Origin of the sequence: Micromonospora sp. NPDC092111, assembly GCF_044755745.1 — a bacterium.
GTDB lineage: Bacteria > Actinomycetota > Actinomycetes > Mycobacteriales > Micromonosporaceae > Micromonospora.
The window spans coordinates 78,874-97,752 of the sequence record NZ_JBIVRQ010000003.1 but is presented as its reverse complement, the minus strand read 5'-3'; the positions used below and the strand labels follow the sequence as shown (position 1 = coordinate 97,752).

18 protein-coding genes are annotated in these 18,879 nt (G+C 71.7%); 8 read left to right on the top strand and 10 right to left on the bottom strand.

Features of this window, described 5'->3' with window-relative positions:
• Positions 1–47: 47 nt before the first annotated feature.
• Positions 48–518: a hypothetical protein gene (locus ACIQG9_RS08970; protein ID WP_400399486.1), complete on the top strand. Its 471-nt coding sequence runs from the start codon at positions 48–50 to the stop codon at positions 516–518.
• Positions 519–884: 366 nt separating this feature from the next.
• Here the strand turns inward: ACIQG9_RS08970 and ACIQG9_RS08965 are convergent, their stop codons facing one another.
• The 3 genes from ACIQG9_RS08965 to glnA form a co-directional block, all read right to left on the bottom strand.
• Positions 885–3,899: a carbohydrate binding domain-containing protein gene (locus ACIQG9_RS08965; protein ID WP_400399484.1), complete on the bottom strand. Its 3,015-nt coding sequence runs from the start codon at positions 3,897–3,899 to the stop codon at positions 885–887.
• A gap of 368 nt (positions 3,900–4,267) precedes the next feature.
• A complete protein-coding gene (locus ACIQG9_RS08960) occupies positions 4,268–4,693 on the bottom strand; it encodes a DUF350 domain-containing protein (protein WP_400399483.1) in 426 nt (141 codons plus the stop codon).
• A 78-nt stretch (positions 4,694–4,771) separates the two neighbouring features.
• The gene (gene glnA, locus ACIQG9_RS08955; protein WP_400399481.1) at positions 4,772–6,121 is read right to left on the bottom strand and encodes a type I glutamate--ammonia ligase; all 1,350 of its coding nucleotides are present in this window, start codon (positions 6,119–6,121) and stop codon (positions 4,772–4,774) included.
• A 380-nt stretch (positions 6,122–6,501) separates the two neighbouring features.
• Here glnA and ACIQG9_RS08950 point away from each other — a divergent pair, with 380 nt between their 5' ends.
• Complete coding sequence (locus ACIQG9_RS08950) at positions 6,502–8,262, top strand: NAD+ synthase (protein ID WP_400399479.1); 1,761 nt, start codon at positions 6,502–6,504, stop codon at positions 8,260–8,262.
• 157 nt (positions 8,263–8,419) lie between these two features.
• On the top strand, positions 8,420–9,265 hold the full coding sequence (gene panB / locus ACIQG9_RS08945) for a 3-methyl-2-oxobutanoate hydroxymethyltransferase (RefSeq protein ID WP_400399477.1): 846 nt from the start codon (positions 8,420–8,422) through the stop codon (positions 9,263–9,265).
• Between the two features lie 153 nt (positions 9,266–9,418).
• On the opposite strand, the gene npdG is transcribed toward panB, so the two are convergent.
• From npdG to ACIQG9_RS08925, 4 genes are all read right to left on the bottom strand, one after another.
• On the bottom strand, positions 9,419–10,117 hold the full coding sequence (gene npdG, locus ACIQG9_RS08940; protein WP_400399475.1) for an NADPH-dependent F420 reductase: 699 nt from the start codon (positions 10,115–10,117) through the stop codon (positions 9,419–9,421).
• 104 nt (positions 10,118–10,221) lie between these two features.
• The gene (locus ACIQG9_RS08935; RefSeq protein ID WP_400399473.1) at positions 10,222–11,655 is read right to left on the bottom strand and encodes an RNB domain-containing ribonuclease; all 1,434 of its coding nucleotides are present in this window, start codon (positions 11,653–11,655) and stop codon (positions 10,222–10,224) included.
• 65 nt (positions 11,656–11,720) lie between these two features.
• On the bottom strand, positions 11,721–12,533 hold the full coding sequence (locus ACIQG9_RS08930) for a histone (RefSeq protein ID WP_400399471.1): 813 nt from the start codon (positions 12,531–12,533) through the stop codon (positions 11,721–11,723).
• 83 nt (positions 12,534–12,616) lie between these two features.
• Positions 12,617–12,820, bottom strand: a complete 204-nt coding sequence (locus ACIQG9_RS08925) for a hypothetical protein (RefSeq protein WP_400399469.1) — start codon at positions 12,818–12,820, stop codon at positions 12,617–12,619.
• Between the two features lie 165 nt (positions 12,821–12,985).
• Between ACIQG9_RS08925 and ACIQG9_RS08920 the strand changes: the two genes are divergently transcribed.
• From ACIQG9_RS08920 to ACIQG9_RS08905, 4 genes are all read left to right on the top strand, one after another.
• Positions 12,986–13,414 (top strand): hypothetical protein, encoded by a 429-nt coding sequence (locus ACIQG9_RS08920; RefSeq protein ID WP_400399467.1) that lies wholly within the window; start codon positions 12,986–12,988, stop codon positions 13,412–13,414.
• A gap of 325 nt (positions 13,415–13,739) precedes the next feature.
• Positions 13,740–14,111 carry a hypothetical protein gene (locus ACIQG9_RS08915; protein WP_400399466.1) on the top strand — a complete coding sequence of 124 codons (372 nt, stop codon included), beginning with the start codon at positions 13,740–13,742 and terminating at the stop codon, positions 14,109–14,111.
• Positions 14,108–14,599, top strand: a complete 492-nt coding sequence (locus ACIQG9_RS08910; RefSeq protein ID WP_400399464.1) for a roadblock/LC7 domain-containing protein — start codon at positions 14,108–14,110, stop codon at positions 14,597–14,599. The genes ACIQG9_RS08915 and ACIQG9_RS08910 overlap by 4 nt, the downstream gene beginning before the upstream one ends.
• 243 nt (positions 14,600–14,842) lie before the next feature.
• Positions 14,843–15,343, top strand: coding sequence for a hypothetical protein (locus ACIQG9_RS08905; RefSeq protein ID WP_400399462.1), 501 nt, complete (start codon positions 14,843–14,845; stop codon positions 15,341–15,343).
• A gap of 210 nt (positions 15,344–15,553) precedes the next feature.
• Here the strand turns inward: ACIQG9_RS08905 and ACIQG9_RS08900 are convergent, their stop codons facing one another.
• Complete coding sequence (locus ACIQG9_RS08900; RefSeq protein ID WP_327024695.1) at positions 15,554–15,748, bottom strand: AlpA family phage regulatory protein; 195 nt, start codon at positions 15,746–15,748, stop codon at positions 15,554–15,556.
• A gap of 596 nt (positions 15,749–16,344) precedes the next feature.
• Here ACIQG9_RS08900 and ACIQG9_RS08895 point away from each other — a divergent pair.
• Positions 16,345–16,818: a hypothetical protein gene (locus tag ACIQG9_RS08895; protein WP_400399460.1), complete on the top strand. Its 474-nt coding sequence runs from the start codon at positions 16,345–16,347 to the stop codon at positions 16,816–16,818.
• 171 nt (positions 16,819–16,989) lie between these two features.
• Here ACIQG9_RS08895 and ACIQG9_RS08890 read toward each other — a convergent pair whose 3' ends face one another.
• Positions 16,990–17,595: a hypothetical protein gene (locus tag ACIQG9_RS08890; protein ID WP_400399458.1), complete on the bottom strand. Its 606-nt coding sequence runs from the start codon at positions 17,593–17,595 to the stop codon at positions 16,990–16,992.
• A 386-nt stretch (positions 17,596–17,981) separates the two neighbouring features.
• Positions 17,982–18,791: a hypothetical protein gene (locus ACIQG9_RS08885; protein WP_400399456.1), complete on the bottom strand. Its 810-nt coding sequence runs from the start codon at positions 18,789–18,791 to the stop codon at positions 17,982–17,984.
• Positions 18,792–18,879: the final 88 nt, after the last annotated feature.

The following is an 18,879-nucleotide window of genomic DNA, read 5'->3' as shown; positions in this document are numbered from 1 at the left end:
CACTGTCGGTGACGTCAACGCACCACCACCGACGTACTGGAGGACTGATGTCCCGCACGATGTCGAAGAAACACCTGCTGGTCGGCCTGGCCGCCGCCGGAGTGCTCGGCGTGGGGATCGCCGCTCCCACGGTGGCCTTCGCCGAGGACAGCGCCACCCCGGCCCCGACCGCCAGCAGCACGGCCGACCAGGGCACCGAGCGGCAGCAGCAACGCGCCGACCGGCAGAACGAGTTCGCCGACGCGCTGGCGAAGGAGCTGGGTGTCCCCACCGACAAGGTGACCGCCGCCCTGGAGAAGGTGCGCGCGCAGCACCAGGGCAAGGGTGACCGGCCGGAGCGCCCCTCGCCCGAGGACCGGCAGGCCAAGCTGAAGGACCGGCTGGACCAGGCGGTCAAGGACGGCAAGCTCACCCAGGAGCAGGCCGACGCGATCACCAAGGCCGTCGAGGCCGGGGTGTTCCCGGGCCCGGGTGGCCGCGGCCACCACGGCGGCCCCGAGGGTACGCCCGGCAAGTGACCCGGGTGGCCCCGCCGCTCCCTCCCGGCCGCTGGTCTCCTCCCGGCCGACCCGCGGCGGGGCCACCCCGCACCCCCTCACCCCTCCCGCCACACCACCCCACCCCCCATCTGGGCCGCACGCCCGGCCCCGAGCCGCGTGAGCGACGCGGGCATGATCGACTCCATTACGGCGATGTGGCGGTGTCCCGACGACCGGAACACCGCCACATCGGCGAACTGGAGTGGATCATGCCGGGCCGACGGCCGACGGCCGACGATGGCCCAGGGGGGCGGCCCAGGGGGGCGGCCCAGGGGGGGCGGCCCAGGGGGGCGGCTCAGGGGGTGGTCCGCCCCGGCGGGGCTCGTCGGGGCGGACGGCGTCGGGTCACCTCAGGTAGGGACCGTCCGCGCCGATCTTGCCCGGCGCGGGGTTGCCGGGCAGGTCCAGCACGTACACCCGGAGGTTGCCCTGGCCGCTGACCGAGGCGGTCAGCGTGCCGTTCGTGACGGTCCTGACGTCCCCGGTCACCGCGTCCCGGTACGTCCCGTTCGGTACGCCGGTGAAGGTGGCGCTGCCGGAGACGGTGACCAGGGCGAAGCTGTCCACCCCGCCGGCGGTGTAGCGGCGCTTGTACGCCATCTGGTTGCCGGTGATCCCCTGGGTCGAGTACTGCCCCTTCTGTAGGGCCGGCACCGCCCGGCGGATCTGGTTGAGTCGCTGCACGTGCTTGACCAGCGGTTGACCGAGGGTGCTGGCCACCGCTCCGCTGGCGCTGCCGACGACGCCGAAGTCGGTGGCGGTGACGCTGCCGGCCAGGTGGTCGCCGTAGTAGGCGCGCCCGGTGGTCGCCAGGGGGCAGGTCGGCCCGCAGTCGATCTTCGCGCCCTTCTGGAACTCGATCTCCGAGCCGTAGTAGAGCGTCGGGATGCCACGGAACGTCCACATCAGGCTCATGTTCTCCGCCCAGGCGGTGGTGCCTCCGGTGTAGCGGGTGTTCGACTTGTTCGGCCCGTAGTCGTGGCTGTCGACGTACACGACGTTGTAGGTGGCGTCGTTGTAGCTGTCGTCGGAGTCCCGGCCGTTGCCGAAGGCGTTGTTGGCGTCACCGAAGTTCATGTGCATACGCATGTCGATGACGTTCATGCCGGAGAACTTCGAGTGGTCCGGGGCGTGGTAGTCGTTGCCGCGCAGGAAGGCGTTGTCGCTGGTGGGCTGCCCGCCCGGGCCGAGTAGCTGCTCGTAGTCGTACTGCTCGATCGCGGCCTTGACGTCGTCCGCGCTGTACTCCCTGCGCTCGGACCAGGTGTAGAACTGCGCGGAGTGGTTGACCGAGCCCCGGTTCCACTTGTCGTTGACGAACGCGGCGACCTCGCCGAAGACGTAGAAGTCCCTGCCCTTCTCGCCGTGCCGGGCCACCGCGTGCTGCTGGATGGCGGGCAGGAAGCGCCGGTTCCAGGTGACCCGGGGGATGTGCACGGCGGTGTCGATGCGGAAGCCGTCCACGCCCATGTCGATGTACCGGTTGTACGCGTTGATCAGGTACTGCTGGACGGTGGCGTTCTCGGTGTTGAAGTCGGCCAGGTCCTCGTGCAGCCAGCAGCTACGGGCGTCCTCGCCCTCCCAGTTGCCGATCCAGCACTGGTGGTAGAGGTCGGCCGGGAAGAGCTTGCCGGTCGGCACCGGCCACTGGCAGTGGTAGATCGTGTAGCCCTCCTGGCTGTACGCGCCGTTCGGGGTGCCCCAGCGCAGGCACTGGTTGGCGGTCGGCGCGGTGCTCGACCAGAGGTCGCCGTCGTAGGGGCGGCCCTTGGCCTTGGCGTTCTGCGCGGCGGTCAGCGTCGGGTCGTTGCCGTCGTGCTCGACCGTCGGGTCGTACTCCCGGCCGGCCTGCGGCTGGTCGTAGTACCACTTCCACTGCTCGTCGCGGACGCCGTAGACGGTGGGGACGAAGAGCCCCTTGGCACCCCAGCGGGAGCTGTGGTTGTAGACCACGTCCTGGAATATCTTGATGCCCTTGGCGTGGGCCGCATTGATCAACTGCTGGTAGCTGGCGCCCGGGCTCTCCAGCCGTGGGTCCACCCGGTAGAAGTCCCAGCCGTGGTAGCCGTGGAAGTCGTAGTCGGAGCGGTTGAGCACCACCGGGGTGATCCAGACGGCCGAGAAGCCGAGGCCCTTGATGTAGTCCAGCTTGTCCACCAGGCCCTTGAAGTCGCCCCGGAACATCGGGTCGCCGTTCGCCTCGTTGCCGGACTTCACGTGCTGGCTGCCGCCCCGGTTGTTGGCGCTGTCGCCGTCGGCGAAGCGGGCGGTCATCACGAAGTAGATGCTGTCCTCGCGCGGGTCGCCGCCGAGCGGCGTACCACCCACCGGCGGGGCGGTCCCGGTGGTCGCGGTGGCGGGCGCGCTCGCCGCCGACCGGTTGCCGGCCGCGTCCAGCGCCCGCACCGTCCAGGTGTACGCGGTGCGCGGCGCGAGGTCGTACGCGACGTACCGGGTCGCCGTGGTGGTGACGGTGGTGGTGCCGCCGGTCCCCCCGGTGCGGGTCAGCTCGTACCCGGTGACGCCGTTGTCGTCGGTGGCGGCCGTCCAGGACAGCGTCACCGACAGCCCGTCGGCGGTGGCGGTGAGCCCGGCCGGGGTGGACGGCGGCGTGGTGTCCGGGGTGGTGGGCAGGCACGGGTCGGCGGCGTTCGGGGTGACCACGCCGCCGCGTACGGTGCTGCGCCCGGTGCCGAGGGTGTAGTCGGCCCCGTTGTTGTTGTCCCAGGTGCCGGCGTTGTTGTTGAACGCGGCGGTGAGGCCGGTGGCGGTGCCCAGGTCGACGACCCGCCGCGCCCAGCCGGCGCAGCCGGCCGCCATCGCCACCCCGGGTACGGCCGTCCAGGCACCGCCGGTGGGCCGGTAGTGGAGGTTCGCGGCGGTCCAGCCCCGGGTGGCGAGGTGGTACCAGACCTCGGCGGTGGCGCCGCCCGGTGACGGGCTGGCGGTCGGGGACGGGGACGGGGTGCCGGTGCCGCACGGGTCGCCGCTGCCGATCCGGCCGCCGGCGACGGTGACCACCCCGGTGCCCAGCCGGTAGTTGGCCCCGTTGTTGTTGTCCCAGGTGCCGGCGTTGTTGTTGAACACGACCTGGAGTCCGGTGGCCGGGCCCAGGTCGATGGTCCTGCGCCGCCACCCGGTGCAGGCGGTGTCCATGGCGACGCCCGGGACGGCGGTCCAGCTACCACCGTCGACGCCGTAGTGGATGTTGACCGAGGCGCCCCAGGCGGTCGGTGGCTGGTAGTAGACGGTGACGGTGTTGGCCGCGACCGCCGCGGTGAGCGGCAGCAGGCTCGCGGCCACGCCGACGGCGAGCGCGAGCGCGCTCCACCGGCGACGGATGGTGGTGGTCCGCCTCATGGTGGCTCTCCTGACACCCACGCCCGGCCGGCGGGCGCAAGATACTGAAGGCGTTGCAAGAAGTTGCGAACGCGGTGCCAGGAAGTTAGCAGCTTCGATCCCTTGAAACCAGGGATTCATCATCGATACTCATGAAAGAACTGGCGGTCGCCGACTGGAAGGGTTTGCACCTGCGGAAACCTCTTGCTCGCCGCTGCCACCACGCCGCGACGCCGACCCGCTCGGGCGGGCCGGCCAGCGGCAGTTCGCGGCGTACCTGCTCCGGCAGCGCTTCGACGACGGGAATCCGGTCTCCGCGCGGGGCGGCGGCAGGCGACCTCACTGGGAAACGTCGACCCGGGGGCGGCGCAGCCCGGCGACGGATCGGTTCAGGCGATGCAGGCGCAGACGATCAGCGCGGCCCCGAAGTGGGTGGCGGCGCTGACCCGGGCCGCCGGGTGCGGCTCGTCCGAGCAGATGATCTCGCCGAGCCGGCCCGGGGTGAGCAGGTCGAGCACGAAGAAGGCCAGCGCCATGATGGCCAGCCCGATCACCCCGAAGAGCACCGTGGAGGCGAGCCCCTTGGCGAAGTCGTGGTAGCTGGTCAGGATCGCGGTGAAGACGATCCCGGCGATGCCGAGCTGGTTGGCGGCGAGCAGCAACCCGGCGTTGCCGTTGCGCCGTACCCAGATCAGCTCCCGCAGCTTGCCCGGGGTGAGCATGTCGACCAGCAGGAAGCCGGCCACCATCAGCGCCACCCCGACGACACCGAACACGACGCTCTGCCATGCTCCGGTGAGCAGATCCTCCAGCACCGACGGCCTCCCGACCTCCTACGCCCGGCGGGTGCCGGCACGGTGATCGAGACGATAGCGGCACCGCGCCACCACGATCTAGAGCGACAGGTAGCGCTGCCGCTCGTACGGGGTGACCTCGCGGCGGTACTGCTCCCACTCGGCCCGCTTGTTGCGCAGGAAGAAGTCGAAGACGTGCTCGCCGAGCACCTCGGCGATCAGCTCGGAGCCGGCCATCACGTCGATCGCCTCGGCCAGGTTCTCCGGCAGCGCCTCGTAGCCCATCGCCCGCCGCTCGGCGCTGGTCAGCGACCACACGTCGTCCTCGGCGCCCGGCGGCAGCTCGTAGCCCTCCTCGATGCCCTTCAGGCCGGCACCGAGCATGACCGCGAACGCCAGGTAGGGGTTGGTCGCCGAGTCCAGCGAACGGACCTCCACCCGGGCCGAGTTCGGCTTGCCGTACGCCGGCACCCGGACCAGCGCGGACCGGTTGAGGTGACCCCAGCAGACGTACGCCGGGCTCTCGGTGATCCGGTCCGGCAACGCCTGCGGGAAGAGCCGCTTGTACGAGTTGACCCACTGGTTGGTGACCGCGGTGTACTCCCGGGCGTGCATCAGCAGGCCGGCGATGAACGACTTCGCCACCTTCGACAGCTTCATCGGGTCACCCGAGTCGTGGAACGCGTTGCGTTCCCCCTCGAACAGCGACAGGTGGGTGTGCATGCCGCTGCCCGGCTGGTCGGTGAAGGGCTTCGGCATGAAGCTGGCCTGCACCCCGGTGGAGAGCGCCACCTCCTTGACCACGTGCCGGAAGGTCATGATGTTGTCGGCGGTGGTCAGCGCGTCGGCGTAGCGCAGGTCGATCTCCTGCTGGCCGGGGGCCACCTCGTGGTGGCTGAACTCCACCGAGATGCCGATCCGCTCCAGCGCCAGCACGGCCTGCCGGCGGAAGTCCCGCGCGACGGCGTGCGTGGTGTGCTCGAAGTAGCCGCCGGTGTCGACCGGGGTCGGCACCGAGCCGTCCTGCGGGCCGTTCTCCAGCAGGAAGAACTCGATCTCCGGGTGGGTGTAGAAGGTGAAGCCCTTCTCGGCCGCCTTGGACAGCATCCGGCGCAGCACGTGCCGTGGGTCCGCCCAGGACGGGCCGCCGTCGGGGAGCAGGATGTCGCAGAACATCCGGGCGCTCTCGCCGCTGACCCCGCCCTCGAACGGGAACACCTGGAAGGTGGTCGGGTCCGGCATGGCGACCATGTCGGATTCGAAGACCCGGGCGAAGCCCTCGATGGCCGAGCCGTCGAAGCCGATGCCCTCCTCGAAGGCCGCCTCCAGCTCGGCCGGGGCGACGGAGACGCTCTTGAGCGTGCCCAGCACGTCGGTGAACCACAGCCGGACGAACCGGATGTCCCGCTCTTCCAGCGTACGGAGGACGAACTCCTGCTGACGGTCCACTTCCCCAACCCCTCGCGACGTACGTCCGGCACCGGTCGGCCGGTCCGACCTGACCGCCCAGTGTTCCCCGGCCTGGTTAAGCAGACGTTACGCGACCTGTCGCCGCCCGTCCCCTCGTGTCCCGACCGCCGGATCAGGCCCGGCCCCGGTACGGCCGGGGCGCCCGGCCGAGCGTGCCGGCCCGGCGGCGACCACCGGGACGGCCGGGCGGCCGGGTCGGGTGGCCGCCGTCTCGTCGGAGCCGCCGGGTCGGGTGGCCGCCGTCTCGTCGGAGCCGCCGGGTCGGGTGGCCGCCGTCTCGTCGGAGCCGCCGGCTCGGGTGGCCGCCGTCTCGTCGGAGCCGCCGGGTCGTCGGCCCACCGCTGGGGCAAGATGAGGTCATGCCCACCCTGCGTCTCGCCCTGTGCCAGGTCAACCCGACCGTCGGCGACACCGCCGGCAACGCCGAGCTGATCCGCGCCTGGACCCGCCGGGCCGCCGACGCCGGCGCCCAACTCGTCGCCTTCCCGGAGCTGATGCTCACCGGGTACCCGGTCGAGGACCTGGTCTTCCGCCGGTCCTTCGTCGCCGCCTCGCAGGCCGCGCTGCGCCGGCTCGCCGCCGACCTGGCCGCCGACGGCCTCGGCGACCTGCCGGTCGTGGTCGGCTACCTGGACGCCGACGGCCCGCCGCAGGTCAGCGGGGACGCCCAACCGGGCCGGGGCGCCCGCAACGCCGCCGCGCTGCTGCACCGGGGCGAGATCGTGGCCAGCTACTTCAAGCACCACCTGCCCAACTACGGCGTCTTCGACGAGGACCGCTACTTCGTCCCCGGCGACACGTTGACCGTGGTGCGGGTCGGCGGGGTGGACGTCGCGCTGACCATCTGCGAGGACCTGTGGCAGGCCGGCGGCCCGTTCGCGGTGGCCCGGCAGGCCGGCGTCGGCCTGGTGGTCAACATCAACGGCTCGCCGTACGAGCTGAACAAGGACGACATCCGGCTGCCGCTGGTCCGCCGCCGGGCCGCCGAGGCCGGCGCCCCGATCGCGTACGTCAACATGATCGGCGGCCAGGACGAGCTGGTCTTCGAGGGCGACTCGATGATCGTGGCGGCCGACGGCACCCTGCTCACCCGGGCACCGCAGTTCGTCGAGCACCTGCTCGTGCACGACGTGGAGCTGCCCGAGGCGGGCCGGCACGCCGCCGAGGCCGAGGACCTGGCCGACGGGATGCGGGTGGTACGTCGTACCGTCGAGGTGGTCCCGCCGGCCCCGACCGGGCCGGCCGCCCACGGCGGGACGATGGAGCCGGCCGCCGACGAGGCCGAGGTGTGGCAGGCGCTGGTGCTCGGCCTGCGCGACTACGTCAACAAGAACCGGTTCCCCTCGGTGGTGCTGGGCCTGTCCGGCGGCATCGACTCGGCGGTGGTCGCCGCGCTGGCGGTCGACGCGCTCGGGCCGCAGCGGGTGGTCGGCGTCTCGCTGCCCAGCCAGCACTCCTCGGAGCACTCCCGGGCCGACGCGGAGGACCTGGCCAAGCGGACCGGCCTGGACTACCGGGTCGAGCCGATCCAGCCGATGGTGGACACCTTCCTGGCCAACATGTCGCTGTCCGGGCTGGCGGTGGAGAACCTCCAGGCCCGGGTACGCGGGGTGATCCTGATGGCGCTGTCGAACCAGGAGGGCCACCTGGTCCTCACCACCGGCAACAAGAGCGAGCTGGCGGTCGGCTACTCCACCCTGTACGGCGACTCGGTCGGCGGCTTCAACCCGGTCAAGGACGTCTGGAAGACGCTGATCTGGCGGCTGGCGAAGTGGCGCAACGCCGACGCGGCCCGCCGGGGCGAGACCGCGCCGATCCCGGAGAACTCCATCGGCAAGCCGCCGTCGGCCGAGCTGAGCCCCGGCCAGCTCGACAGCGACAGCCTGCCCGACTACGCCGTGCTCGACCCGATCCTGATCGGCTACGTCGACGGCGACCTGGGCCGGGCCGGTCTGATCGAGGCCGGCCACGATCCGGCGGTGGTGGACCGGGTGCTGCGCATGGTGGACAGCGCCGAGTACAAGCGCCGACAGTCCGCGCCGGGCACGAAGATCTCCATGAAGGCGTTCGGTCGGGACCGCCGGCTGCCGATCACCAACCGCTGGCGCGAGCACGGCTGACGGCCGCTGCGCCCCGGACAGCACGGAGGCGGGGCGCGGGAGCCGTCTCGGGGGAGTGAAATCCTGCACTGTTCCCTGCCGTTGACCGGTCTCGCGGTGCGACGATCGCGGCAGAACCCGGGGACCGCGACAGCGGCCTCGAGGAAAGGAGACAGTCATGGTGGAGTCCACCCCGACCGAGGTGACCGCCCTCTACGGCGGCCCGGCCACCCGGCGGGTCCGTACCCGCGACCTGATCGCCGCCAAGGAGCGCGGCGACCGGTGGGCGATGCTCACCTCGTACGACCAGTACACCGCCTCGATCTTCGACGGCAGCGGCATCCCGGTGCTGCTGGTCGGCGACTCGGCGGCGAACAACGTCTTCGGCTACGAGACCACCGTCCCGGTGACCACCGAGGAGTTGCTGCCGCTGGTCCGCGCTGTGGTCCGGGCCACCCGGCAGGCACTGGTCGTCGGCGACCTGCCGTTCGGCTCGTACGAGGAGGGTCCGACGCAGGCACTGCGTACGGCGGTGCGGTTCATGAAGGAGGGCGGCTGCCACGCGGTGAAGCTGGAGGGCGGTCGGCGCTGCGCGGCGCAGATCGCCGCCATCACCGGCGCGGGCATCCCGGTGATGGCGCACATCGGCTTCACCCCGCAGAGCGAGCACGCCATCGGCGGCTACCGGGTGCAGGGCCGGGGCGACGCGGCCGAGGACGTGCTCGCCGATGCCCGGGCGGTCGCCGAGGCGGGGGCGTTCGCGGTGGTGCTGGAGATGGTGCCGGGCGAGGTGGCCAAGCGGGTCACCGCCGAGCTGGCGATTCCCACCGTGGGCATCGGGGCCGGCCCGGACACCGACGCCCAGGTGCTCGTCTGGCAGGACATGGCCGGCCTGCGCAACGGGAAGGCACCGCGCTTCGTGAAGCGCTACGCAGACCTGGCCGGAACGCTCGCCGAGGCCACCCGCCGCTTCGCCGACGAGGTACGCGGCGGCGATTTCCCCGCCCCCGAACACACCTTCTGACCCCCGGCAGCCCCTCGCCGACGCGCTCCCCCTGCCTTCGTCTCCCCCGCCCCGTCCACTCCCGACCGCACGGGGCGGGGCGGGGGTGGAGGCGGGGCGGAGAGGGAGGCGGCGGCGGGCCGGCCAGGGTGACCCGCTCCTACCTGCGCACCGTCAGAGGTCGGTGACGCGGATGCCGGCGTGGGCCCTGTACCGCTTGTTGATGGCGATCAGGTTGGCGGTGAACGCCTCGATCTGGTGGGCGTTGCGCAGCCGGCCGGCGTAGATGCCGCGCATGCCGGGGATCCGGGCGGCCAACGCGCCGACCACGTCGACCAACTCCCGGTCCTCGGTGCAGATCAGCACGTCGAGGTCGATCCGGTCGACCTCCGGGTCGGCCAGCAGCGGCGCGCTGACGTGGTTGAACGCCGCGCAGACCCGGGAGTCGGGCAGCAGCTTGGCGGCCTGCTGCGCCGCGCTGCCCTCGGCGACCGGCAGCGCGTACGGGCCATGCTTGTCGAAGCCGAGCGGGTTGACGCAGTCGACCACGATCTTGCCGGCCAGCGGCTCGGCCAGGGCGGCGACGGTGGCGGCGTGCCCGTCCCACGGCACCGCGATCACCACCACGTCGCTGCGCCGGGCCACCTCGTCGTTGCCGGCACCGGTCACGTCGACCCCGGCGGGCATCCCGGGCAGCGCGGCGATCTCCGCCGCCGCCTCGCTGGCCCGCTCGGCCGAGCGGGACCCGATCAGCACGGTCTGGCCGGCCCGGGCGAACCGGTAGGCGAGGCCCCGCCCCTGGTCGCCGGTGCCACCGATGATGCCGACGGTCAACCCGGACACGTCGGGGAGGGTGCTCGCGTCATATGCCATACGGCCATCCTCGCAAACCGTCCCGGCCGGCAGCAGTGCGAGGCGCGGTGACCCTGGCGGCGCGCGCCGACCTCTGGCGACAGTCCCACCGAATCGACCGGCGGTCAGGCGCGCTCGAAGAGGACCTTGCGGGCGGCCGGGTCGGCGGTGACCAGCCGGACGGTGACCCGCTCGCCCAGCGGCAACTCCCCGGTGCAGCGGGCCCGCACCGGCGGATCGTCCAGCGCCACCGTCCCGCCCGGGACCCGGCCCGGCTTCGACTGGCCGTTCGGGGGCGCGTCCACGTCCAGCACCGCCGCCGAGAACGTCTCGCCCACCCGGTGTCCAAGCAGCACCGCCTCGGCCAGCTCGATCGCACCCCGGGTGGCCGCACCCGCCGTCCGGTCGGTCGAGGCCATCACCTCCGGCAGCTTCGGCAGCGCCGCCCGGGCCCAGTCGGGCACCGACCGGCCCTCGTGCAGGGCCAGGCAGACCTCCGTGGCGTACCGGTCGGCCAGTCGGCGCAGCGGGGCCGTGACATGGGCGTACGCGGCGGCGACCCCGCCGTGCTCGGGCTGCTCGGGCAGTTCCCCGTCGAACGCGGTGTACGCCGCTCCCCGCATCAGCTCGGCCGCCTGGTCGACGAAGGCGGCGGCCCGGGGCTGCGAGGCGTCCAGCCCGGCCAGTACCTCGCCCACCCGGGCCCCGTCCGGCCAGTGCACACCCAGCGGGTCGGCGGCGGCGCGTAGCCGGGCCACCGCCTCCGGCTTCGGCGGCGGCATGGTACGCAGCAGCCCGATCCGGCCGGCGCGCATGATGTCGGCCGCCGCCATCCCGGTCAGCAGGGAGATCTGGGCGTTGTGGTCCTCCATCGGGCCGGGGCCGCGCAGCACCAGCCGCCAGCCGTCCCCGTCGGGTTCGACGTCCTGCTCGGGCAGCGGCAGGTTGACCGCGCCCCGGCGCAGGCCCCGGGCGGCGAGCAGGGCGCCGATCTCGGGCAGCAGTGCGATCGGCTCGGGCAGCCGGCCGGCGTCGGCGGCCACCTGCACCCCGGCGTAGTCCAGCTTGGCGCGGCTGCGGACCCGGGCGCGTACCAACTCGACGGCGACGGTGGCGCCGTCCGCGTCGAGGTCGATGGTCCAGAGCACCGCCGCCCGGTCGGCGTCGGGCAGCAGGCTGGCCGCCCCCTCGCTGAGGGTGTGCGGATGCAGCGGCACGTTGCCGTCGGGGAGGTAGACCGTCTGGCCGCGCCGCCAGGTCTCCGCCTCCAGCGCGCCACCGGGCCGGACGTGGGTGGCGACGTCGGCGATGGCGTACCGGACCCGGTAGCCGCCGCCGGGCCGGCGGCTGAGGTGCATCGCCTGGTCCAGGTCCCGGGAGGCGGCCGGGTCGACCGTGACGAACGGGACGTCGGTGCGATCGGCCACGGCGGGTGGGGGCGCGGCAGCCGCCTCGTCCGCCTCCCGCTGCGCCGCGACCGGGAAGCCGTCAGGCAGTCCCAGCTCGCGGCGCAGCGCGCCGAAGTCGATGCGGGGCGCGAGCACACGTCGGATGACCACGGGTCAATCCTGGCAGCGTGGCGCGTGATCCGCTCTCCGGCAGGCGGGCGACGGTCACCGTACGGTCAGCCGGTGGCCTTCCGGGCGCGGGACCGGGCGCTGGTCGGCGCGGTGGCCCGGGCCGCCGCCGTACGCGCCGGGGCCTTGCGGGCGGTGACCTTCCGGGCGGCGGTCTGCTTCGCGGGCGCCTTCGTCGCCGCCGCCTTGCGGGTGGTCGTCGCGGTCGCCTTCTTCGCCGGGGCCTTCTTCGCGGTCGACTTCGACGCCGGCGCGGTCCGCGCGGTGGCCTTCTTGGCCGGGGCCTTCTTCGCGGTCGTGGTCTTCTTCGCCGGGGCCTTCTTCGCCGTGGTGGTCTTCTTCGCCACCGTGGTCTTCTTCGCCGCCGTGGCCCTCGGGGCCGCCGTGGTGGTCTTCGCCGCGGTGGTCTTCTTCGCCGCGCCGGCGGTCTTCGCCGCGGTGGTGGTCTTCGCCGTGGTGGTGGTCCTCCTCGCCGTCCCGGTGGCCCTGCTCGCCGCCGAGGTGGCCCGGCTGGCGGCCTTCTTGGCCGGCGCGGCCTTCGCGGTCGACTTCGAGGCGGGCGCCTTCTTCGCGGTGCTTCTGGAGGCCGGGGCCTTCGTCGCCGGCGCGCTCTTCCGCGCGGCGGTGGTCTTCCTGGCCGCCGCCGTCTTCTTCGCCGCTGCCGGGCCGGTGGCCGGCGTACGTCCCGAACCGGCGCCCGCCGCGTTCGGGGACGCCTTGCCGGCCGGTGCCCTGCGGGCCGTCGCCGTGGCCGTGGTGGCGCGGCGGGCGGCGGTGCTTCGGGTGGCACCTGCGGTCCGCTCCGCCGCGGCGGTCTTCTTCGCGGCCGGGCGGGTGGTGGCCTTTCGTGCTTCGGCCATCTCGGTTCCCTCCTTGGGGACATGCTCCCGCGTGCCACCTCGCGGAGGCACGGAGTTCCTCGACGCGGGCCGTCCCGCGCCGTTCAGTTGCCCTCCCCGGCCCAGCGGGCGTCCTCGGCCTCCCACGCCTCGTTGCGCTCCTGCACCTTCCGCAGGGCGTCCTCCGCGTCGGCAGCCGAGGGGTACGGTCCGAGAACATGCTTGGCAGGGCACACGTCGGCATCGGTCTCGACCCGGTGGTGTCGGGTGCACCAGTAGTAGTGCCCACCACTTCCGCTGTCGTTCATGAGATCACTGTGCACCGGGCGCAGCCCGGCCGCCACCGGATCGCCGCAATTGGTCGCGACCACATCCACAGTAGACGTGCCCGGACGGGCCGGAGGCGGAACCGCGGAATCGGTGCCGAGGGTACGGGACAGCCGGACGGCGGGTCGGTGGCGGAGAATCCCCGGGTGCGATTCGGGGGACGGGCATCGGCACGGGTACGGCGCGGGCTGCTCGCCGCGGCGGTGGTCACGGCACTGGCCGTGGTGGCGGTCACGGTGGCGGTGCCGCTGCTGCGCGACCGGTCCCAGCAACGGTTGGAGCGGCGGGCCGACCGGGAGGTGACGGCCACCGCACAGCGCGCCCGCAGCCGCCTGCTCGCCGAGCCGGCCGCCACCGACACGACGCTGCGCCGGGTCGCCGACGACGTCGACGGCGTGGAGGTGCTCGCCGTGCGGCGGGACGACGGTGTCCGGCTGGTCTTCCGGGTCTGGGTGGCGAAGACCGCCACCACGCTCTTCGGCTGGCAGCGGGCCGCCGCCACCGGCTGTTTCGCCCAGGTGGTACGGGACGGTGCCGCGCCGATGCCGCTGGAACGGCTGCCCTGCCCGTCGTGAGGCCGGCTCGCCGAACAGCGGATAACCGACGTCCGGGGCCGGGTCGCCGGGCCCTGGCCGCCGGTCTGGCCTGTCCGTTCCGCCCCGGACGGGGTACTTGATATCAGCTCGACCCGAGATCAACCATCCATCGGTACGGCCCTCCTGACGGGACCGCCGGCCGATGCGGATCGGCCGGACAGGTCGATGCTCCCGCTCCAGGTGCGCCCAGGTCGGAGTGTGTGCGAGCCTCGTCAGACCTCTTGCGGCGCCTTCCTACCCGTCACCGGGTGGGACCTCCGGGTACGACGACGCCGCCGCTCTGCTGACCTGGGAGAAAACAACCGTGGCAAGCCTTGACGCCGCCCTGAAGAACGCGATGGGCATCGACGGAGCGATCGGGGCGGCTCTGGTCGACTACAACAGCGGGATGACCCTCGGCGTGGCCGGCGGCACCGGTGAGATCGACCTGACCGTCGCCGCCGCCGGCAACACCGACGTCGTCCGCGCCAAGATCCGCACCCTCGAAATGCTCAAGATCGACGACGAGATCGAGGACATCCTGATCACCCTCGGCGGCCAGTACCACCTGATCCGGCCGCTGACCAGCCGCACCGGCAAGGGGCTCTTCCTCTACCTGATGGTGAGCAAGAGCCGGGCCAACCTGGCCCTGGCCCGCCACCAGCTCCGCACAATCGAGGAGAGCCTGGAACTGTGAGCGGGGCAGAACGGACCGGCACCACGCTGCCCCGTCGCTCGGCCGGCGCGACCAACCTCCCGACCGCCCGCTCCTACCCGCCGTCGCTGGCCGGGGACCCGTCGCTGCCGTACCCGGCGATCGGTCGGGAGTTGGCGGAGTTGCGGCATCAGATCCCCGGGGTGAACGGCTGCGTGCTGGGCGGCGTCGACGGCCTGCTCATCACCCACAACATGCAGACCGACGTCGACCCGAACGACCTGGCCGCGCTCGCCGCGACCACCTTCGGCCTCGGCCGACAGGTCGGCCTGCGGCTCGGGCAGGGCGACTTCCGGCAGTCCACCGTCCGCAACGACCGTGGCTACCTGAGCGTCTACGCCGTCAGCGAGCAGGCCCTGCTGGCCGTGGTCGGCGAGGACACCATCAACGTGGCGCGGCTGCACCTGCACGCCCCCGGGGTGGCCGAACGGCTCGCCGCCCTGCTCGACGGCGTACGGGCGGACGCCTGACCCGGACGGCGGGGGCGGCGGCGGACCACGCCGCAGCCCCCGACCGCTGGTCCCCCGGCTACTGGCCCCCGACCCCGGGCCGTTGGTCCCCGGCGGCCATGCCTCGCCCCGGGCCCCGCCGTACTCGCGGGTCAGGAACAGGGGCGCCGCGCCCGGAATCGCGACTCCATCCGGCCGCAACCTGACCGGGCCGGTGAGGGTGTAACGGGAAATCGCCGCCCGTGCCGCCCTTCTGGAGGACCGATGACCCGGACCGCGCTACGCGCCCTCGTACCCGTCACCGTGCTGGTGGGGCTGGCCGCCTGCACCACCACCTCGTCCGATCCGGAAGCCGGGTCCAGCACCGCGTCGGCGGTGCCCGGCACGACGTCGGCGGCACCCAGCGCCACGTCCGCCTCCAGCGCCGCACCCTCCGCCTCCAGCGCATCGCCGACCCGCAGCACCGCGCCCGCCACCCCGGCCGCCACCAGAGCCGCCTGTCCGGTCAGTGCCGCGACGTTGCAGCGGGTGTCGGGGCTGGGGAAGACCCACCGGATCGACCCGGACCACATCAAGTGCGCGCGCCAGTGGGCCACGGCCGGCGTAATCGCGGTCGACCCCGGGCAGCAGGGAGACGGCGTGCTGCTGTTCGTCTACTCGTCCGCCGGCTGGAAGAAGGTGGGCGAGGGCAGCGCGCTCGAATGCAGCCCGTACGGCATCCCGAAGGAGATCGGCGACCAGATCGGCTGCCGCGACCACAGCTGAACGAGGGCCGGGGTAACGAAGCCGGACGCGTTCCCGGCGCTGTCCGCCGGGCCGGACCGGGTGGCCGCCCTTCGCCGTCGCCGAGCGGTAACACCGCCACATCGCACACGAGCGCCCCGGGAGATCATCTCCCGGGGCGCTTCTCGTGCGTCCGCCGAGGTCCAGCGCCCGGAGCACACCAGTGACCGCACCCCGGACAGCCGGCTACCGCTAGTCCAGGTCTCCGCGCCTGGTGGCGATCCACGCCTCGACGTCTTCGGCAAGCCAGACGTTGCCCATCTGGAGCGTGGCCACCGGCTCAGGGAAGTCACGCCGGTTGGTGATCTGGTAGACGCGCTGCCGCGAGACGCCGCCGAGCATGGTCCGGATCTCCCCCGAACCCACCAACCGCAGCTTCTTCCCCATGACACTGACGCTAGGCACGCGCCGACTAGGCATGTATCAACTTGATGCAGACCTAGTTGTCGACCGCTCTAGTCATTTACCCTTGATCTATGGCTAGGTTCAAGTGGTTCCAACGTCCCCACCAACCGGTGGACCATGCAGCCGGCGAGCCAGCTCCAACCACGCCCGACCCGGAGGCGCAGAGGTGCATCAGCCGAGCTGCCGTCCCGCCGCAAGAGCCGCCCCTGATGACCAGAGCCGGCGCTTGGCCTCCGGCGACGGCGATCAAGCGCCTCAACCAGAGGTGAACCTGCCCGTCCCCCAATGGCAGGCAGAGCCCCCGTTCCCCGTCCTGATGGCCGGTTACGTCGTCGACTTCCAGCACCGCTCCGCCTGCTCGAAGTGCTCCGAGGACGGATGCCCACGCCTGGCGAAGGCCGGCGAGACCCTACGCCCCTGGCGAGACCGGAAGAGCCGACATGAAGGCCGGTGACGTTCTGCACCTGACCCGCGCGGCAAGCCCGGCCGACGGTGAGCCACCGACAGCCGCCGGCACACCAGCCACGAGGAGCGGTATCTGATTGCCGGGCGACCTGGATGCCTGAAACATCCACCCGGTGGACATCGTCGCTCAGTGGGTCCGCGTCTCATGGACCAAGCAGTCACGCGGGGGCCACCGTGCTGCCCACCGCAACGCCCTACCTGTGGCGTTCGCGCTGCCGGAGAACCATGCGCCGCTCACCCACGAGGTCACGATGCACGAGCGCGACGAGTTCCAGCCACTCACCTCCCTGCGCAACGGGGAGCCTTCCTGCGATGCCGTCCAACTCCGCTACGCCGAGGGTCAGGTCCGGGTCGAGCTGATCCCGACTGCTTGGGGCATGCCCCGCCGACACCGCCGGCCTCCAGCCTTACGACTCGCCCGAGGCCAATGGCTGCGCTGGCAAATCAACTACCGCTTCACCGGCCACTGCGCCGGAGACTGGCTCTACCGCCTGGACACGCTGAACATCGCCCATGGCCCTGTGCCTGTCGAGATCTTCCTGACCGAACCGCAGCAGATCATCGATGAACGGGCCTACCTGCGTTGAACACAGTCGATGCACGGCCATGCGGAAGCCGGCGTGGTCGATCTGGTCGGGTGGTCGGGGGCTTCCGGCTGCCGCGCCAATCCAACCCCGGGACTGGCTTGCCACCGGGTCCCGGATCGCGCCAGCAGCTCCACTGCCAGGACGTGCCCGACGAGGAGATCCGCTTCAGCGCTAGCCGCCACCCTTCCCCGAGTAACTGACGTACCTGCATGGCATCTCGGCCCCCTGGTGCCAGGCGCTTCCCTTAACGGCGACGGGGTAGCTGACCTCTCTGACCTGTCGGTCGGCGGTCTCGACCGAGAACCGTATCGACAACGGCTCGCTCTCGAACGCGGTAGAGCACTCGATCCGCAGCTTGACATCGATCCAGCCGGTGCCGCCGGGGCGTAACGGCCGAGACTGGCCAGTGTCACGGACCTGGATGCCGGGTCGTTGACCGACAGCCGCACCAACCGTGATCGGCGCGGGGCCAGCGTTGATCACTGCCAGTTGCCCGTTCATCTGGATGACGCCCGGGCCGTCCGAACCCGAACCCCCGCCACCGATGTAGGTAGGGAAGGCCACGAGTGCGACCGAAGCATTCCGCTCCCGCTCGTCCCGCGAGTCTCGCAGCTCGCTGACCCCGACACCGCCGAGCACAGCACCGACCACGAAGGCAGCGACGAGCCGCACATTCATTTTCCGTCTGGCCACGAGGCGGGCAGGGGTGGTGCCGCCCGACTCCGCCGGCCGGTGATCGTGCTCGTCTAGGTCAATCACTTCGTGCACCGCCGACATGGGCGTCAGCCTAGGGCTCTCCCCGGCCACGCGTCGGCCGGCCGTACACGCAAGAGGACCCTGCAACCGCTTGAGCACGCTCTTCCAACCCGAGGCTCCGCAGCTCAAGCCCGGGCGCCTCCAGGGCGTCAGGGCGTCGTCAGGGCGTCGAACGCCGGCCAATGTGGACCACGAACGACCATCGACACCCGGACATAGCACCAGCTCAGAGCCTTGATCGTGGCTCTGAGCTGGTGGGCGACGGACGAGTCGACCTGTACGCCGGATTAAGATCACCGCACCCCCGTTGACCAGGGGCGGAGCCTGACGAAGGCCGCTGTAGGCCGTCGCCAGGCCGTCAGGTGTCGCAGGCGCGGAGCCCAGCGAGGCAGGGCCGCAGAGGCGCGCTACTTGTAGCGCTTGACATTGATGCCCCGGCGGAGGTCGCGGTACCTCCGCACCGCTGCCCGTGGAGTCCGCACCCACAACGGGGCACCAACGAGGATCCGATCTACGGGCTCATCCAGACCCCACCGGTCCTTGTCAAGAACCACGTCGCTGTAGATCTCCGCGAACCACTCGGCATCAGGCGCATCTCCGAACGTGTAACCCCGCCTCCACGGCTGGTCCGAGGCGTCGCGCGACTCCCGAGTAGAGCCCTGGTCAAACGCGATCTTCATCGCCTCCACCGAGATCGACTGTGGGTCATCGTGCCGTAGGCCGCTCGCCGCGCATCTCTCCGCCAACCATCTCGTGATCGACCACATCGAGGAAGAAGTCCAGCCGCTTGCCACGGCGTCATGAGGGCCGATGAAATCGGCAACGTTGTGTCGACTGCCGAAGAGGCAGAGGGCTACGCGAGTGCCGTCTGACGCGACGCTGCGTGCACCCAGGACCACCCGGTCCTGTTCTTCACAAACGAAGTGTGAGAACTCGACCCGTCCGACACCTCGTGCGTAGCGGACCGGTGGCGGGGTCACGAAGTCCTCGACGGCAAGATCCCCGATGGCCCGCTCGATCCGCCCCGCCACCTCTTTGCGATGAAGAGCGCGGGGCTCTCGCTCAAGGTCAACACCGGTGTGCAACGGCGGAATCTTGAAGAGGGCGATCTTGGTCTTCCAACGTGGGACGATGTCGATCCCGTCGTCAACGGCGATAGAGCGGACTCGTCGATCAGACCAGTACACGTATCGAACGGACTCTCCACGCTCGCCCACTTGCCAACCCTTCCACTGACTGTGTAGCGCCAGGCCGGTCCGAGCTGGCGCCGCTGCTTCACGATGTGCATCCCATCGAATCCACGTT

Coding starts and splice junctions, on each gene's coding strand:
- ACIQG9_RS08900 (WP_327024695.1), bottom strand. CDS start 15,748: ATGGGGAAGAAGCTGCGGTTGGTGGGTTCGGGGGAGATCCGGACCATG.
- ACIQG9_RS08925 (WP_400399469.1), bottom strand. CDS start 12,820: ATGAACGACAGCGGAAGTGGTGGGCACTACTACTGGTGCACCCGACAC.
- ACIQG9_RS08965 (WP_400399484.1), bottom strand. CDS start 3,899: ATGAGGCGGACCACCACCATCCGTCGCCGGTGGAGCGCGCTCGCGCTC.
- panB (WP_400399477.1), top strand. CDS start 8,420: ATGGTGGAGTCCACCCCGACCGAGGTGACCGCCCTCTACGGCGGCCCG.
- ACIQG9_RS08970 (WP_400399486.1), top strand. CDS start 48: ATGTCCCGCACGATGTCGAAGAAACACCTGCTGGTCGGCCTGGCCGCC.
- ACIQG9_RS08930 (WP_400399471.1), bottom strand. CDS start 12,533: ATGGCCGAAGCACGAAAGGCCACCACCCGCCCGGCCGCGAAGAAGACC.
- ACIQG9_RS08950 (WP_400399479.1), top strand. CDS start 6,502: ATGCCCACCCTGCGTCTCGCCCTGTGCCAGGTCAACCCGACCGTCGGC.
- ACIQG9_RS08890 (WP_400399458.1), bottom strand. CDS start 17,595: ATGTCGGCGGTGCACGAAGTGATTGACCTAGACGAGCACGATCACCGG.
- npdG (WP_400399475.1), bottom strand. CDS start 10,117: ATGGCATATGACGCGAGCACCCTCCCCGACGTGTCCGGGTTGACCGTC.
- ACIQG9_RS08905 (WP_400399462.1), top strand. CDS start 14,843: ATGACCCGGACCGCGCTACGCGCCCTCGTACCCGTCACCGTGCTGGTG.